The organism is Gluconobacter morbifer G707, assembly GCF_000234355.1.
In the GTDB taxonomy this organism is placed as follows: Bacteria; Pseudomonadota; Alphaproteobacteria; order Acetobacterales; family Acetobacteraceae; genus Gluconobacter; species Gluconobacter morbifer.
Window position 1 is genome coordinate 88,489 of sequence record NZ_AGQV01000002.1, and the last position, 14,351, is coordinate 102,839.

17 protein-coding genes and 1 tRNA gene are annotated in these 14,351 nt (G+C 59.4%); 6 read left to right on the forward strand and 12 right to left on the reverse strand.

Going from position 1 to position 14,351, the window contains the following annotated elements; all coding sequences use genetic code 11:
* Positions 1-146: 146 nt before the first annotated feature.
* From GMO_RS05215 to GMO_RS05225, 3 genes are all read left to right on the forward strand, one after another.
* Positions 147-221 (forward strand) — tRNA-Val (locus tag GMO_RS05215).
* 480 nt (positions 222-701) lie between these two features.
* Positions 702-1,082: a LexA family protein gene (locus GMO_RS05220; protein WP_008851266.1), complete on the forward strand. Its 381-nt coding sequence runs from the start codon at positions 702-704 to the stop codon at positions 1,080-1,082.
* A complete protein-coding gene (locus GMO_RS05225; RefSeq protein WP_008851267.1) occupies positions 1,082-2,341 on the forward strand; it encodes a Y-family DNA polymerase in 1,260 nt (419 codons plus the stop codon). The genes GMO_RS05220 and GMO_RS05225 overlap by 1 nt, the downstream gene beginning before the upstream one ends.
* Before the next feature lie 19 nt (positions 2,342-2,360).
* Here the strand turns inward: GMO_RS05225 and GMO_RS05230 are convergent, their stop codons facing one another.
* On the reverse strand, positions 2,361-3,284 hold the full coding sequence (locus tag GMO_RS05230; RefSeq protein ID WP_008851268.1) for a LysR family transcriptional regulator: 924 nt from the start codon (positions 3,282-3,284) through the stop codon (positions 2,361-2,363).
* A 98-nt stretch (positions 3,285-3,382) separates the two neighbouring features.
* Between GMO_RS05230 and GMO_RS05235 the strand changes: the two genes are divergently transcribed.
* Positions 3,383-4,240, forward strand: coding sequence for an NmrA/HSCARG family protein (locus GMO_RS05235; protein WP_008851269.1), 858 nt, complete (start codon positions 3,383-3,385; stop codon positions 4,238-4,240).
* Between the two features lie 70 nt (positions 4,241-4,310).
* Here GMO_RS05235 and GMO_RS05240 read toward each other — a convergent pair whose 3' ends face one another.
* Positions 4,311-5,111: a helix-turn-helix transcriptional regulator gene (locus GMO_RS05240; RefSeq protein WP_245528441.1), complete on the reverse strand. Its 801-nt coding sequence runs from the start codon at positions 5,109-5,111 to the stop codon at positions 4,311-4,313.
* Positions 5,112-5,239: 128 nt separating this feature from the next.
* Here GMO_RS05240 and GMO_RS05245 point away from each other — a divergent pair, with 128 nt between their 5' ends.
* Both GMO_RS05245 and GMO_RS05250 read left to right on the forward strand, forming a co-directional pair.
* Positions 5,240-6,148, forward strand: a complete 909-nt coding sequence (locus GMO_RS05245; protein ID WP_050801410.1) for a ketopantoate reductase family protein — start codon at positions 5,240-5,242, stop codon at positions 6,146-6,148.
* 432 nt (positions 6,149-6,580) lie between these two features.
* Entirely contained in the window at positions 6,581-6,961 is a 381-nt protein-coding gene (locus GMO_RS05250; RefSeq protein WP_139064389.1) for a hypothetical protein, read from the forward strand.
* Positions 6,962-7,167: 206 nt separating this feature from the next.
* Here GMO_RS05250 and GMO_RS05255 read toward each other — a convergent pair whose 3' ends face one another.
* From GMO_RS05255 to GMO_RS05300, 10 genes are all read right to left on the reverse strand, one after another.
* Positions 7,168-7,977, reverse strand: a complete 810-nt coding sequence (locus GMO_RS05255; protein WP_008851273.1) for a C1 family peptidase — start codon at positions 7,975-7,977, stop codon at positions 7,168-7,170.
* The gene (locus GMO_RS05260) at positions 7,974-8,507 is read right to left on the reverse strand and encodes a hypothetical protein (protein ID WP_008851274.1); all 534 of its coding nucleotides are present in this window, start codon (positions 8,505-8,507) and stop codon (positions 7,974-7,976) included. The genes GMO_RS05255 and GMO_RS05260 overlap by 4 nt, the downstream gene beginning before the upstream one ends.
* Before the next feature lie 118 nt (positions 8,508-8,625).
* Positions 8,626-9,198, reverse strand: a complete 573-nt coding sequence (locus GMO_RS05265; RefSeq protein WP_008851276.1) for a twin-arginine translocation signal domain-containing protein — start codon at positions 9,196-9,198, stop codon at positions 8,626-8,628.
* Positions 9,191-9,487, reverse strand: a complete 297-nt coding sequence (locus GMO_RS05270) for a hypothetical protein (RefSeq protein ID WP_008851277.1) — start codon at positions 9,485-9,487, stop codon at positions 9,191-9,193. Before GMO_RS05270 ends, GMO_RS05265 begins: the two co-directional genes overlap by 8 nt.
* Positions 9,488-9,610: 123 nt before the next feature.
* The gene (locus GMO_RS05275; protein WP_008851278.1) at positions 9,611-9,934 is read right to left on the reverse strand and encodes a hypothetical protein; all 324 of its coding nucleotides are present in this window, start codon (positions 9,932-9,934) and stop codon (positions 9,611-9,613) included.
* Between the two features lie 93 nt (positions 9,935-10,027).
* Positions 10,028-11,806 (reverse strand): glycosyl hydrolase family 28-related protein, encoded by a 1,779-nt coding sequence (locus GMO_RS05280; RefSeq protein WP_008851279.1) that lies wholly within the window; start codon positions 11,804-11,806, stop codon positions 10,028-10,030.
* Complete coding sequence (locus tag GMO_RS14370) at positions 11,806-12,081, reverse strand: hypothetical protein (protein WP_008851280.1); 276 nt, start codon at positions 12,079-12,081, stop codon at positions 11,806-11,808. Before GMO_RS14370 ends, GMO_RS05280 begins: the two co-directional genes overlap by 1 nt.
* Before the next feature lie 85 nt (positions 12,082-12,166).
* Entirely contained in the window at positions 12,167-12,646 is a 480-nt protein-coding gene (locus GMO_RS05290; RefSeq protein ID WP_008851281.1) for a hypothetical protein, read from the reverse strand.
* A complete protein-coding gene (locus GMO_RS05295) occupies positions 12,643-12,993 on the reverse strand; it encodes a hypothetical protein (RefSeq protein ID WP_008851282.1) in 351 nt (116 codons plus the stop codon). Before GMO_RS05295 ends, GMO_RS05290 begins: the two co-directional genes overlap by 4 nt.
* 56 nt (positions 12,994-13,049) lie before the next feature.
* Positions 13,050-14,351, reverse strand: coding sequence for a CotH kinase family protein (locus tag GMO_RS05300; protein ID WP_008851283.1), 1,302 nt, complete (start codon positions 14,349-14,351; stop codon positions 13,050-13,052).

The following is a 14,351-nucleotide window of genomic DNA, read 5'->3' on the forward strand; positions in this document are numbered from 1 at the left end:
TTAGGAGAGCAAAGTGGGTATTTACTTGTGTTATAGGTACAGCGCCTATTTTTACTTGAAAACAAAAACTATGCCAAGAAAGCGCTCAAAGCACGAAAGCGCCTTGTCATAAAAAAATTAGGCTGATATAGAGCCAACCCATGAATGGGCGCGTAGCTCAGCGGTAGAGCACTGCCTTCACACGGCAGGGGTCACAGGTTCAATCCCTGTCGCGCCCACCATTCTAAACGGCTGTAAACTGCCATTTCCTCCTAAATATAAGCGCACGTCATTGGTTCAATTCGGTACAGATCAAACCGTAATTGTCCGATTCGGAGCATCCCTATCCGTGCCAGATCCGTGCCACTGGATTGCGAGTCGTCGGTACTGTTTCCGCTTGTGCTGGCGACCGGCAGGTGGACACCCTAAACTAGTCTGCTACGCTCACCTTGGATGCGGTGACACGGTGATAATCTACCGGCCGTAGCACTGTACCGTTCAGGGCAGGAGCGCAATGTGGGTTCTTGTAGGCCCACCCGCATCCATCCATTGGAAAATTCCCAACAGTTCGTACAAACCCGCCAGGAACTGTGCCGCCACACTGGAGCGGGGGGCAGCAGCCTATCTCCTTGCAAACAAACGACTTCCAGAAATCGTTTCTGCAAAGGCATTGACGTGGGCTATTTTGTTCTCTTTCTGTTCTCATCAAGGAGGCCAGAATCATGAACTATCAAGGCGACCGCACGACCGGCTTCGCATCCCCTGCAGGCGACAACATCGAGGGCACGATCGACCTGATGTCGGCCGCCCTCGACCTGCGTCAGCCCAGCCGGTATCCGGTTCGCGTTGAAGGCGATGCCCTGCTGGGCCGCTCCATCCGGCATGGCGATATCCTGGTGGTCGATTCCGCCGTCGCCCCCCGGGCCGGTGTCGTGGTGATTGCCAGTGTGGGCGACGAGCTGCGGGTCTGTGAACTGACCCAGCGCGCCGGAGAATGGTGGCTGCGCTCGTCTTCGCCTGGCGCTTCTCCCGTGCAGGTCGATAATGATACCGACGTGGCGATCTGGGCCGTGGCGACCGGGCTGGTTCGGACAGACGTGTGATGCGTGTCTTCGGCCTGATCGACGGCAATTCCTTCTATTGTTCCTGTCAGCGGGCCTTTGAACCCCGCCTGAAACGCAGACCGGTCGTGGTCCTGAGCAACAATGACGGCTGTGCCATCGCCCGGACGCGGGAGGCCAAAGCTCTGGGGATCAGGATGGGCGATGCCTGGCACCTGGCCCGCAGGCGCCCTGAAAGCCAGCCTGTCATCTGGTATTCCTCGAACTATGCGCTCTATGCCGATATGTCGCGGCGGATGTATCAGGTTCTGGCCGAGCGCGTGCCGACCGTCGAGCCATACTCGATCGATGAGATGTTCCTCGATCTGAGCGGCCTTCCCGGGAATCTGCATGACCGCTGCCGGCAGCTCCGCCAGGACGTCCTCGAGCATGCAAAAATCCCGACCTGCGTTGGCTGGGGCCCGACCAAGACGATCGCCAAGCTGGCCAATGGGCTGGCCAAGGACCATGCGGAGCTGGATGGACTCTGCGATCTGACAGATCCGGAGATCCGCCAAGGCTGGTATCGGCGGACCAGCATTGATGAAGTCTGGGGCATTGGCCGGCAGACGACCCGCAAACTGCAGGCCACGGGCATCGAGACGATTGCCGATTTCGTGGCGCTCGAGGCAAAGACAGCCCGGAAGATGCTGACCGTTGTGGGCGGCCGGGTCCAGGCTGAGTTGCGCGGCCAGTCCTGCCTGCCGCTCTCTGACATTGCGGCCACGCGCAAAAGCATCGCCTCGACCCGGACGTTCGGCCGCCTTCTGCTGAAATGGGAAGAGATCCGCGAAGCCCTTGCGCATTACGCCAACCGGGCGGCCGAGAAACTGCGTGAGGACGGCTTTGAGGCCGCGCACCTCTCCGTCCTGATGCAGACCAATCCGCACAACGGGGATCCCTGGTACGCTCAACAGGCAGCCATTGCCATTGAACCGACAGCGGACGCCCGGGATCTGATCCGGCATGCGACAGAGCTCGGCCGGGCGATCTTTCTTCCGGGCTATCGGTATTTCAAGGCTGGCGTGATCCTGACGGATCTGCGTCCCGCGGGAGGACAGGGGCTCATGTTTACCTCACGTGACCCGATCCGGTCCGTGACCGCCATGGCGGCGCTGGATGCGGTAAATGCCCGTTTTGGCAGCGGGACCCTGCGTCCGGCTTCGACGGGCCTGAAACGAAGCTGGGCTCCGCGGCAGTCTCTCCTGTCGGCACGTTATACAACGCGACTGGAGGAGATCGTTCGAGCCAGGAGTTGGTAGAGGCTACTTTCGCCTCATGTCAGTCGTTCGGCGGTTGGCTGGGATTTCCTAATAACGGACCTTCCATTTTTTTCAGGTGATCGCGGAGTGAGGCGATAAATACTTGAACTTTCGATGACAGGCTGCGGTGCGCCGCATAGACGGCATGTGCCTCGACTGTTTCCGTTCTGAACGTCGGCAGCAGTCGCACAAGGCTGCCGCGCCTGACGGCAGGTGCCGCAAGAAAATCCGGCAGACGTCCGATCCCGGCGTTATTCTCCAGCAGGACCTGAAGCACTGCCGGTTCCGGGACAACCGAGCCAACAGGAACGGGCACAACATGGTCGCGACCGTGACTATCTGTGAAGCGCCAGTGATCCGGGCGGTCGATCCATCCCAGCAGAGTGTGCGACGCAAGATCACCGGGCGTTTCCGGTGTTCCCTGCCGTGTCAGATACCCCGGGCTGGCGCACGGCCATAAAGCAATGCCGCCAAGCGGACGGGCAATCAGATCGGAGTCCGGGAGGGACCCGATCCGGATCGCCACGTCGACATCCTCGCGCGCCACATCCACGATACGGTTTTCCGTCTCGAGATTCACCCGCATATCGGGAAAACGTTCGAGAAAACCGGGCAGCATTGGCGCAATAAGACCAAGCGCGAATGTCATGGCTGCATTGACCCGCAATGTGCCGCGCGGCTGTCCGGTGACACCGTCCAGTGCCGAGCGGGCTTCGGCGATATCATCAAGTACGCGTCGTGCATGAGGCAGAAGCAGATTACCGGCTTCCGTCAAACGAAGTTCACGCGCTCCTCGTTCGAACAGCTTGGCTCCGAATTCGGTTTCCAGCCTGGATACCGCCCGGCTGAGCGTCGATTTTGGCGCGGTCATGGCGCGTGCGGCGCCACTTAAACTCGCCGTTTCCGCGATGCGGACAAAGCAGTACAGATCATAGACGTTCATTGTTGTCGTTCCGATTCTGGAACCCACTGTCCACGACGCAGTGTCTGGTTCCGTCTGTCGGAACGCAATAGGTTTTCTTCCTCAGCGGGAGAACGCCGATGCCGGATCCGATCATTCTCATCACAGGCGCTACCGGCAATCAGGGCGGTGCGACAATTACCGAACTTCTGGCGCGCCCCGCCCGATGGCGCATTCGCGCTCTGGTGCGAAACCCCGGGGCACCGAAAGCCGCCGCTCTGGCAGCACGGGGTGTCGAACTGGTTCAGGGTAATCTCGATGACGAACGGTCGCTGCGAGCGGCTCTGACGGATGTGTATGGCGTGCTGTCTGTGCAGTCTCCCATGAAGATCGGACCCGAGGGAGAAGAGCGCCAGGGCAGATTACTGGCGACGCTGGCGGCCGAATGCGGCGTGAGCCATATCGTTCAGTGTTCAGCAGGCGGGGTGGACCGCGACAGCGGCGTGCCGCACTTCGAGAGCAAACATGCCATTGAGCAGCAGATCAGAACGCTTGGCCTGCCATCGACCATGCTGCGTCCGGCAGCCTTCATGGAAAATTTCGCGACTTTCATCTTTCGGACCACGATGCTTTCGATGATGAAAACCTGTCTGGCACCCGGCCAGCCGATGCAGCTTGTTTCGGTACGGGATGTCGGCTGGTTTGCCGCAGAGGCGTTCGAACATCCCGAGCAGTTCATCGGCCGCGCCATTGAAATCGCCGGAGATGCCGTCACGGCACAGCAGGCCGCCGGAACATTGCGTCGTACCGGTTTGCGGCCAGCCGTCATGTTCACCATCCCCCAAGGTTTGCTTAACCGGCTACCCGATGATTTCCGGCTGATGTTCGAGTGGATCGCACGCGAGGGCTTCTGTGCCGATGTGCCAGCCCTCAGGCATGAACATCGCGGCCTGCTGACCTTGTCCGACTGGGCAACGAATCAGACCGCCAAAGTCTGACAGTATTGCCGGCATGGGTTCTCCTTCCGGAGAAATAGTAAATGGGTGCTCACTTACATACGAGTGCCAATTACACCTCTCCGTATATGACCAGAATCAGGTCAGGACGGCCATCGACGGCGAAGGTTGAAACCTCGAAGGTCTGGGGACCGTGAACCGGATGGTGGAACGTCTTGGCGCCATGCTCGAATGTATGGATCGTCCGGTCATGCCACATCGCCCTGAATTCAGGACTGGCCGCGCAGAGTTCTGCGACCAGAGGCGCGATCGTCTCCGAAGCACCTGCCCGGGCCGCATCCATCCTGAAACTGCTGACGATGAAGCGGGCAGCACTTTCCCAGTCCGGATGGAGTGTCCGGGCGCGGGGATCAAGAAAGATCAGCCGCAGGATATTGCGATGTTCGGGAGGCAGTAACGCGAAATCCGTCATCAGTTCTGTGGCAGCGCGGTTCCAGGCCACCATCTGCCAGATCGCACTGCGGATAAAGGCCGGACTGGGATTAAGATTATCCAGCACACGCTGAAGTCTCGGCGTGACGCCCATGTCCTGACGGTAACGCGCTTCGGGCGCTCGCCTCAGCCCGAGAAGGAAAAGATGCTCCCGTTCGGCGTCCGTCAGCATCAGGGCATCTGACAGTCGTTCTAAGGCAGCGGCCGATGGTATTCCGCCACGTCCCTGCTCAAGCCAAGTGTACCACGTTACGCTCAGGCTCGCGCGTTGCGCGACTTCCTCACGCCGTAATCCCGGAGTTCGCCGACGAATGGCTGGAAATCCCAGTGCGGCGGGGTCGAGCTTCAGACGCGCATTGCGGAGATAGACGCCCAGTTCTTTCTCAGTGGAGTGCGGATCGCTCATCCTGTTAGTGCTCATACCCCTGTAAGCTCACGGCTTTACCCGTGTATCTCATCCGGTCCAGTCTGTCCTCTTTCAGGCCATCAGTCCGGCTTTCCATTCTGACTTCGGGCTCATCTCATCTTTGAGAACGCAAAGGCACAGATATGAGCGTAGTATCCTCCGCTTCTTTTTCCCCGCTCCGCATCGCAATTCTGGGCGGGGGCAGGATCGGAAGCGCCTTTGCCTTCCATATGGCACGAAAGATGGAGCATGAGGTGACGATCGTCGCTCGCCCGGATTCTGCGCGTCTTGCACAGTTGCAGCGGGATGGCGGTGTTGTCACGACGACAGGGGAGCATGTCCCGGCGATCATTTGTGAGAGGCTGGATGAAAGCATCCCGTATGATCTCGTGCTCGTGACGGTCAAGGACTATCAGGTCAGAGCGCTTTTACCGACGCTGAAGCGCAGTGCGGCCCGGACGGTCCAGTTCATGTTCATGACGTTCAATCCGGACCGCCTGCAACAGGATGTCGGTCCTGAACGTGCCGCACTCGGCATGCCGTTCTTTCAGTCCGATTTCGATGAGGATGGGCGTCTCCGAACTGTCGTCGGCAAGCGTGAAACGCTGACGGACAACCTGCACTGGGCTCAGATTTTCAGGACTGCCGGGCTGCCCGCACGGCATGAGCCTCAAATGGCTCTGTGGCTGCGCTGTCACGTTCCGCTTGGTGTCGCGTTTGAAAGCGTGGCGGTCGCTGCTGAGAAAAGAGGTAAAGGTGCTGCATGGAGCCGCGCCCGAACGCTGGCCATTGGCATACGGGCCTGTTTCGCCATGATCCGCGGTCAGGGATACGATATTTATCCCAAAGACAAGGCGAGACTGGAAAAGCTGCCGGTTTTCGTCGTTGCCGGAATGCTCTGGGGACTGTCACGCGTTCCCTCGTTCCGCACTCTTCTGGCGACAGGAGAAACCGAGTGCTGTGCTCTGGTCGACGATATGCTTGCCTCAGCGGCGACGCTCGGACAATCCGTCGATCTTGATGCGGTTCGCGCTATGAAACCCGCGTCATGACGGAGCCTGCATTCTTCCAGAATCAAGGCGGGTTTACCATGACGAACTCTACCGTACGAATGACGGCTTACCATTTATTTTGACCGCAACCCGACATTCCGTTCACCCCCTATAACAGACAGGAAGTTTCGTAACGAAAGTCCCGATCTCTCCTAAGAAGATCGGGGCTGCGCTCAGGCTGCCTGCAGCTCGTTCACCGACGCACCAAAGTCTTCAGTATTAGTTCGTACAGATCCGCCAGAAACCCCGCTAATCTAGCGAGTCCCGATGCGAGAGGAAAAAGCAGCTTTTTAGCAAAGGACAAGTCAAGAACAAATTATGATGTTAAGTTCTTGTTAACGAATTTTGTTTCGACTATTTAGGGAGTAGATACGAGAAAAGGACGGGAGTAGAGGCCCGTCCTTTTCAATTCCACAAGCGACGGAACCGCCCGTGGAAGTGCCAAGTCATGTTAGCTGTTCGCTGTATGAGGACGCAACAGGCATCGGTCAAGGCGGTTCTCATTTTTGTGAGGATTTTGTCATGCCTTCAGGGCAAATTACTTTTGACGGCCTTAATGACGCACAAGTTGCGGTCATTTTCGATGAAAAAAAATCGAATGAAGGCCGTTTTTCGTTGGTTAATATTACCGCGATCAACGGACCAGGCTTTTCACCGCCTTTCGGCTACCCTCGTCCAAGTTTTCCACCGCCGCCGCAGCCGCCGGCACCCCCAGGCGGAACTTCACTTTATAATGTTACCCTTGGATGGTCACAGCCTGCAGACTTTCCTGTAATTTCTCAGCTGTTCCAAAAACTTAGCCAAGTTCCTTAATGGCCATCCAACTTCTCCCGGGCGTGTCGACTTGCGCTCGGGAGTTCTGAGACAAAAATAAAAGCAGCACCTGCGTCTTCTGATGAAATTAAATACCTTGTTGTCACTAGAGCGTTACCGTTACGGTATTGAATTTCAATGTAAGCATCTTTGTTCATGACAATTTATCCCTAGGTATTGGTTCATTAATTAAAGTCTCTCAGATGTTACCGGTTAACCTGGTTTTGATCTGAGAAGGTGACAATCAGGCTGCCTGCAGCTCGCTCACGAGCGCGTCGAACCCTTCGCCGTCGGGGGAAAGACCGTGAATAGGTCAGCCAGTTCTCCCGCGACAGCAGGCCATAGGCTTCATCGGCAATGGCCGCGAACGTGGACCAGGGCATGAACGTCCGCGTACCCCAGGTGTTGAAGAACACGCCCTCGACCGTGTAGCCCACCAGCGCAATGGCATGACCACCCGCCGGTGTCAGCTCATCGCCGGACAGTCTGTCCAGATCCCATGTCTCGCCCAGACCAAGCGACAGAAACCCTTTCGGCATGACAACGCCGGCCAGAACGCCGCCGAGATAGCAGATCGCCCGTTTGAGGCCGTCCTCATCGGACGGCGGAATGGAGCCGTAGGCGGTCAGGACGTCCAGGGTCTGTCCCGGACGCGGCAGGCCGGTCCTGCGCCAGTAATTCAGCTCATCGAGCAGGACCGTGCCGTTGTCGTTCGCGCCCGTGGCCGGATCGAAGCCGGTCACATCCGCATAGGCCGTCAGAACCGTCGTGGTGGCGAGCACGACAAGCGCCTGCGCGGCCTGCGTCCACGTCGCCACCAGAGCGGCGTAGGCTGCAAAGGCGCAGCATCCGTACCGGTCATTGCCCCACATCTGATAGGGCACGCCGGCCGACCAGTCTTTGGAGGCGGGAATGGCCGGCAGCTTCTCGGCCAGAAGCGGCGCAAGCCGGTAGGTGCGCGGGTCATGTCTGGGAGGCCGTTTGCCAAGACAGCGACCGGTGAAAGGAGCGCTCATGGGTTCACCTTTGGAGCAGGCACGACAACGGCCGGCTTCTGGCGCAAGGCCAGCCGTTCCGTGCCAATACAGGTTGTGAGATTTTCGACCCGGCCAGCGGCATACAGATCGGTCAGAAGCTGATCGCCCGTCACAAGCCGCCTGCTGGATGCAAAGACGCCGGCCGCCGCAAGCGCGTCATAGACGTACTCGAAGCAGTAGGCATGGCCCGGGCGTTGCATGGACTGGATGCGGAACGCCCAGCCGAGCATCGCCAGCACGTCGTAGGACGTCCCGAGCATGGACTGGCAGTACGCGACCGCTCTGGCCGTCTCTTCATCCGTAAGCCGGATCGCATAGGACTGCCCGGTCCGGGGCGGCATGCCGAAAGACCGGTCCGTCGGACCGACACCGACAATGCGCGGGAAGGTGGCCGAATAGAGCGTGCCATCCAGTTCGATTGTCGCGTGGGAGAACGTGCTCTCCAGCCGCCAGCAGATCAGCCGCCCGAACGGGTCAGCCGGGTAATACAGGCGTACCGTGGCCGCCATCAGTGCATTCTCCCGATCAGATAAGCGGCCAGCAGGAGGACCGCGACAAAGGCTGTCGGCAGTCCCCACGCCAGCAGGGCATCCCCGCCAGACAGGTCCGGCGGAGGCATTGCAAACATCAGGCCAGGCCGTGACGCTTGCGGATCGCTTCGATGGCAACAGCCCGGGACGTTTCCGAACTGGCGCCCCGACGGTCTGCCGTCACGGCAGAGACAGCGCTCGTCAGGAGACCGGCCACATCCGCCACATCCGTCGCCACACTGTTGATCCTGCTTTCCAGCGTCGCAGACAGGTTCGCGCCTTCTGCCGTCACGGCTGCGGCAATACCGGCCGCACCCTGGCGGATGTCGGCGATGACCGAGGTGATGGCGGACGGAACGCTACTGCTATCGAACGTCAGGACCGTCGTCGTGCCGGCGAAAGCAGTATAACCTGCCAGCCCCTGCTCGATCAGCGCGATGGCCGTATTGACAGCGGTAACGATGGCCGCCGGGACGCTCGTGAAGCCGAGGACGGTCTTCGCGACATCCAGCGCCGTGTCCACCTCCGAGATGATCTCGGCATTCTGGATATGGATCGTGGTCACGCCATTGCTGGTCGAGGAGCTGATCGTCCCACAGGCGGCCAGCCCGGCCACCGCCGAACCTGCCAGGGCGGCTTTCAGGAAGCCGCGGCGGGAAGGATTACGCATGGGCCGGGATCTCCTGCGCAGTGGAAGCACCAGAAGCCTCCGTCTCGGTGCTCACCTTCGTCTCAGCGGCTGTCACCGTATCGGTGATGCCATCGAAGGCCCTGGCCAGACCGGCATCGATGCCCGACAGGTTCAGGGACGGATCAAGACGCGGGACCAGCGTCTGGGCCAGCAGGGACACGGCCGTCCCGACCAGGGCGAGATCGGCCTTCACGGCATCGCTCTCATGCCTGCCGGCAACCGTGGAGACGAGGGTCTGGAGAGAGGTCAGGGAATTCAGATCAGCCACAGGGGCCTCCAATAAAAAAGGCGCCCCGAAGGACGCCGTGAGAGATGCCGGTCTGACAGCGGGTGCGCTGCCTCCTCCGGCGATGGGACTGAGAGAGCCGGGACCGGTCCGCAGAGGGTTCAGTCACGTGTCCGGCTTTTTCTTCGTCAGGACATCGATGCCGTGACCGGTCAGGAGGGCCCTGGCCTTCTCCCTGTCCTGATACGGCACCATCACGCCTGTCCGGCCGCACTGGATCCGGTTGGCCGCCCTGCCGAGATTGGCCGCGCCCCAGGTGATGGCGACGTAGACCGCCTTCTTCAGGGCATAGCGAGGCGCGCCCGGCTTCGGCGGCAGGATGAAAGGCGCGATGCAGTTGCACAGCCCGGACAGGGCCAGCAGCACCAGCAGCGCCCAGCCGAAATCCTTGGCTGGCAGCATCGCCACCAGCAGGGTCACAGGGTCCATAATCTCAGGTTCCGGATAAGAAAAAACCGCCCGAAAGGCGGTATGATCGGGCGATAGCAGGGGCAAATTGCACGCAGCAAGACAACAGGCGCGTCAAGCTTCCACGGCGTTTCCATCGCACATCGAGCACCATTTCGTGCCATCGTAGAAAACAGAAACGCCGGTTCCAGCCCCGGCTGCTTCAGACGGTTTGCGGCCATTGCTGGCGAACGTCATACACCCGGCTTTCAGGTCAGAAGTCGTGCTGGTCGTCGGAAGCCCGGCTACTGTATAGACCCCGGTTCCGAGCGTTGCGTCGGCCAAAACTGTTCCCGTCGTGGCGTTCGCAGAGAAGACCGGAGCGCCTGCCGCATTGTTGTAAATGACAAAGTTGCCATCGTTCTGGAAGCGGGCGCCACTGTTTGTGCCGTAGTTGATGAAGAAAGAATGTTCGCCAACGGAGTAGGTGTAATCGGAATCATACGTCGTACCCGCGACATCCGAAAAGATGACACTTCCTGTCGCCGTATTCGTGAAGTCGCCATGCTGCATGTTGACAGCCAGCATGTTGCTCCATTCACCTGCAATGGTTAGGTTACCGGCACAACTGACGCCATTCATGGACATCACTGATGTCGCACTGGCACTGGTGACGCTGATATCCTGATCCACATAAATATTGCTGAACAGTACGTGATTCAGCGTTGCGGATAGCGTGATGTTTCCGAACACAACCATGTTCGAGAATGTGCAGTCTTCCAGCGACGTGGCGGGATTAAGCGCGAACCACTGCGCACCCTCCATGTTCCATTCGCTGTTGGATACGATCAGCCTGCGAATAGTGGTCCACGTGGCATCAGAAACGATGCCGTATTTGATCGTTTCGACGTAGCAGTTGGTGACTGTAATCAGCCCGGTATCGGAGATTGAGCCGGTCGTCTGATTGTTGAAGTTCAGCCAGTTCGTGACCAGTACGCCACCGCCCTGATTGAACTGGCAGTTCGTGAACGCAATCGTATTCGGGCCGCCCGCCGCATTGCCCGTGTTGCCGCCGGTGATCGAGACATAGTTGGTGCAGGCCAGGTCGCCCGAACCGTTCATGCCAAAGCGAGAATTGGAGACACGGACTTCCGGGAAGGAATCCACGACAAGATGCGAGGACTGGATGCGCCCCGTGTTGCAGAAATCCATCCACAGCGTAATGCCGTCCGGATCTGCGCCCTGCACATAGAATCCGTCGTCATGCCCATAGCAGCAGATGTTCCGAAGAACGACGCCCTGAGAGTTGACGACGTGGACGCCAATACTTCCGGAGGGAATCGTGGAAGATGCGCCGCCCTGGCGCATGACGGCCACGTTTTCGAACCGTGCGCCCTGCCAGACTTCGCCGCCTACGGTTCCGATCCGGACGCAGTCCCCGACGCTCTCAGCGAACTCGAAGATGCAGCCCTTCGTAGGAGGGTTGCTCATGATCGGGCCGCTCATGCCGTAGAGAGCGACGTTCGGCGGAATAATGATTGTGGAGGCGCAGTAATATGTTCCGGGCGGAATGAAGATGGCGCTGACCCCGGATGCAAGCGCCAGATTGATCGCAGGCGCGCAGTCAAATTCCCCGTCTGCAATGGCCCCGAAATCGCAGATCGAGAGAAGGCCGCCAAGGAGGTTTTCCAGGGTCCGGAAAACTGTGCCTCCGGTCGCCTTGATTGTCAGATCGCTTGCCGTCCCCCCCGAAATGGCAGGGGTATAAAGCTGGGTATTCTCTGCCTGACCGTCTTCCGCATCGATTTTCGTCTCGAACTGCGCGGCCACCTTGGTGGAGGGGAGAATATTGGCCGGATTACCGGTCGCCATAAAGGACGGCCAGTTTGGATAAGAATTGGTAACAGCCGCCATCAGGGCACGTCCTGGTAGTCGATTATGATCCGGTCGGCCGCATCGGGAGCGCGGCTGATATAAGTCAGGCGCTGTCCGACAGCCCACGACGCACGACGTCTGTCCCGATCGGTTCCCCAGCATTGGGTGTGAGCACACCAATGAGACAGAAAGACCATCAGGCCGGTCTCGGCACTATGGGAAAACTGAGGCATCCCCAGCACGTGCCAGCCGCTTGTCTGTGGATCGGGCGGAAGGCCATTCCATTTTGACGGCAGCCGGAAGAGGGCAGTCATGGCTATTTCTCACTGTCAGGGAAGCGCCAGGCGAGAACCCGCAGGCGCAGGAGGCGACGGCGCCACAGCGCCCAGAGCAGCACGCTCACGCCGCGATGGCGGCCTGGAAGTCGGGAATGTTCGCCAGGGCGCAGGCCGAGCCGAGCGGGGTATTGTACCAGCGCTTGTGATACCGGGCCTGTCCGGCCGCATCATCCGCCGCCGGCAGGGCCTCGGGGGCCAGAAGGATCTTCACCGCACACATGGCCGCGCCATAGAGCGGGTCAGCAGCCATCAGACTGGCCTCCGGAGCCCGGCCGCACAGAAGCCGGTGCAGACCGGCCAGCACCCGGGAGCGGGACGGATCCGGCAGGGAGTTCTTCCAGATGTCATCATGGGTGGCGATTTCCATCTGCCAGAACCCGCGGGCCGGTCCGTCATTGAGCTGCTCGAGCCAGACGTAATCGCTCTCGACCAGCCCGATGCCCGTCACGAGATTGATGCGCGCCAGCTGGGACAGCCCGAGGGCCGTCAGGGCGGGCGTGATCCACAGGCGTTTCACCTGGGACAGGTTGACCCCACTCATCCGAGATGCCCCTTCAGATAGGCCGCGGCCGCCACCAGAACGAGGATGAGGTACGGTCCCAACGTATTGGCCGCCCAGACCGTCAGCTTCAGGGCCTGGTCCTTGGCGGAACGGTCATCATTGGCGTTCTTGAGCATGGTCTTCAGCTCGCCCATGCCCGTGACGATGGCGGTCTGCTGCGCCTTGACCTCCTGGAGATCCTTGCGGAGGGACTGGACTTCCGTGCGCATTTCCTGCCGGAACTCATCGTGCCGGTCCGAGAGCATCTCATGGGAGGTTTCGAGTTTCAGGGCGCGGTCCTGCAATGCGCGCACTTCGGCCGCAAGATCCGCCATGTCATCGGCCATACGGCCCTCCAGATATAAAAAATCCCGCTCGGAGGCGGGTTTTGTCGGTCAGGGTGTCAGGCCGTATAGCCCCATTGCTGGTCAAGCCATGCAAGGCGCCGCTGGTACCAGTTCAGAATGTAGGGGGAGTTCGAAACAGAGTTTGTCCCGTACAAAACCCAGTCCTGTTCGACGTCAGCCGGCCGGAAACCCTCCGAATAGAAGGTCAGGATTTCGGTAAACGACCTGATGTCGAGCACGCCAGCACTACGCAGTTCTGCATATCGCGCCTTGATCTGCGAAGCGAAATACGTCGAGAATGACGTCCAGACAGGATCCTGATCGGTCGTAAAACCCGTGGTTTCCGGATCAGCCCCGTTCGTATACCCCCACTTGCAGCCGAGGCTTTCGTCCAGGTCGTAAGCGTCCACTTCCCAGATGCCTGCCGTCTCGGTGGCCGTATAGCTCTTCAGCATGAGGTTGTTCACCATGCTGTCAAAACTGCCGACGACATCGCAGAAGATTTTGTAATCCATCCACGATTTCAGCCCGATGTAGCCGGCATAGTTCGCCCAGCTATCCGTGCCTTTCAGGACAGCAGAGAACCAGTTGAGCAGACGCGCGGGAACCTCGTAATCATAGGTCGTGGGAGAAGAGAACTCCCAGAACGTCGTCTGAAGCAGGTTCGGGGTCGTCCAGAGGCTTGTCGGCCCGTGTTGCGGCTGTAGCAGATAGTGAAAGGCGTTCGTCTCATCGATCAGATATGTCGTATTCGTATTGTCCGAACGCAGCATATAGGCTCCGTAGAACTGCGGCGCGTCATCGGTCGGGAGTTGCAGATAGACCGAGACAGGCCGGCAGTCACACGAGAACCGTGCTGACGGGAGCAGGGACATATCGATATTCATCCATGCGTACCACGGACCGATCCGGTTTTCCGGGGCCGGGTAAGCACGACGGATGCGCCGCCAGAGTTCGAGGCAGACCGCTTCGCGGACCATCGTCCGGTCGAACGCCGTGTTGTTCCCCGGGATGTCGCCATAGGCTTTCAGGGTGATGGATGTGCTTTCATCCCAGTCCCCGAAACGGACTGCGATCTTGTCCTTGTTGCTGTTTTTGACCTTGATCTTGAAGTTGTGCTTGTTCGAATCTTCGCTGGTCTGACCCTGAAGCCCGAGCGTGCATTTCCCGCTGTCGTTCGAATACAGGACCGCATCCCCGCGCATCATGGCGAAGTTGCAGGCGACATCCGCAGCTTCGGTCGGGATGGACGGGGCCGTGATGACGAACCGGTCAGGGTATGCGACGGAGACAAACGTTTCCGAGGCCCGAAGGCCCCAGATCGCGGTGTCGATGGCAGTTGCGGATGCGGAAGCCAT

Coding starts and splice junctions, on each gene's coding strand:
- GMO_RS05220 (WP_008851266.1), top strand. CDS start 702: ATGAACTATCAAGGCGACCGCACGACCGGCTTCGCATCCCCTGCAGGC.
- GMO_RS05225 (WP_008851267.1), top strand. CDS start 1,082: ATGCGTGTCTTCGGCCTGATCGACGGCAATTCCTTCTATTGTTCCTGT.
- GMO_RS05230 (WP_008851268.1), bottom strand. CDS start 3,284: ATGAACGTCTATGATCTGTACTGCTTTGTCCGCATCGCGGAAACGGCG.
- GMO_RS05235 (WP_008851269.1), top strand. CDS start 3,383: ATGCCGGATCCGATCATTCTCATCACAGGCGCTACCGGCAATCAGGGC.
- GMO_RS05240 (WP_245528441.1), bottom strand. CDS start 5,111: ATGAGCACTAACAGGATGAGCGATCCGCACTCCACTGAGAAAGAACTG.
- GMO_RS05245 (WP_050801410.1), top strand. CDS start 5,240: ATGAGCGTAGTATCCTCCGCTTCTTTTTCCCCGCTCCGCATCGCAATT.
- GMO_RS05255 (WP_008851273.1), bottom strand. CDS start 7,977: ATGAGCGCTCCTTTCACCGGTCGCTGTCTTGGCAAACGGCCTCCCAGA.
- GMO_RS05260 (WP_008851274.1), bottom strand. CDS start 8,507: ATGGCGGCCACGGTACGCCTGTATTACCCGGCTGACCCGTTCGGGCGG.
- GMO_RS05265 (WP_008851276.1), bottom strand. CDS start 9,198: ATGCGTAATCCTTCCCGCCGCGGCTTCCTGAAAGCCGCCCTGGCAGGT.
- GMO_RS05275 (WP_008851278.1), bottom strand. CDS start 9,934: ATGGACCCTGTGACCCTGCTGGTGGCGATGCTGCCAGCCAAGGATTTC.
- GMO_RS05280 (WP_008851279.1), bottom strand. CDS start 11,806: ATGGCGGCTGTTACCAATTCTTATCCAAACTGGCCGTCCTTTATGGCG.
- GMO_RS14370 (WP_008851280.1), bottom strand. CDS start 12,081: ATGACTGCCCTCTTCCGGCTGCCGTCAAAATGGAATGGCCTTCCGCCC.
- GMO_RS05290 (WP_008851281.1), bottom strand. CDS start 12,646: ATGAGTGGGGTCAACCTGTCCCAGGTGAAACGCCTGTGGATCACGCCC.
- GMO_RS05295 (WP_008851282.1), bottom strand. CDS start 12,993: ATGGCCGATGACATGGCGGATCTTGCGGCCGAAGTGCGCGCATTGCAG.
- GMO_RS05300 (WP_008851283.1), bottom strand. CDS start 14,351: ATGGCTTCCGCATCCGCAACTGCCATCGACACCGCGATCTGGGGCCTT.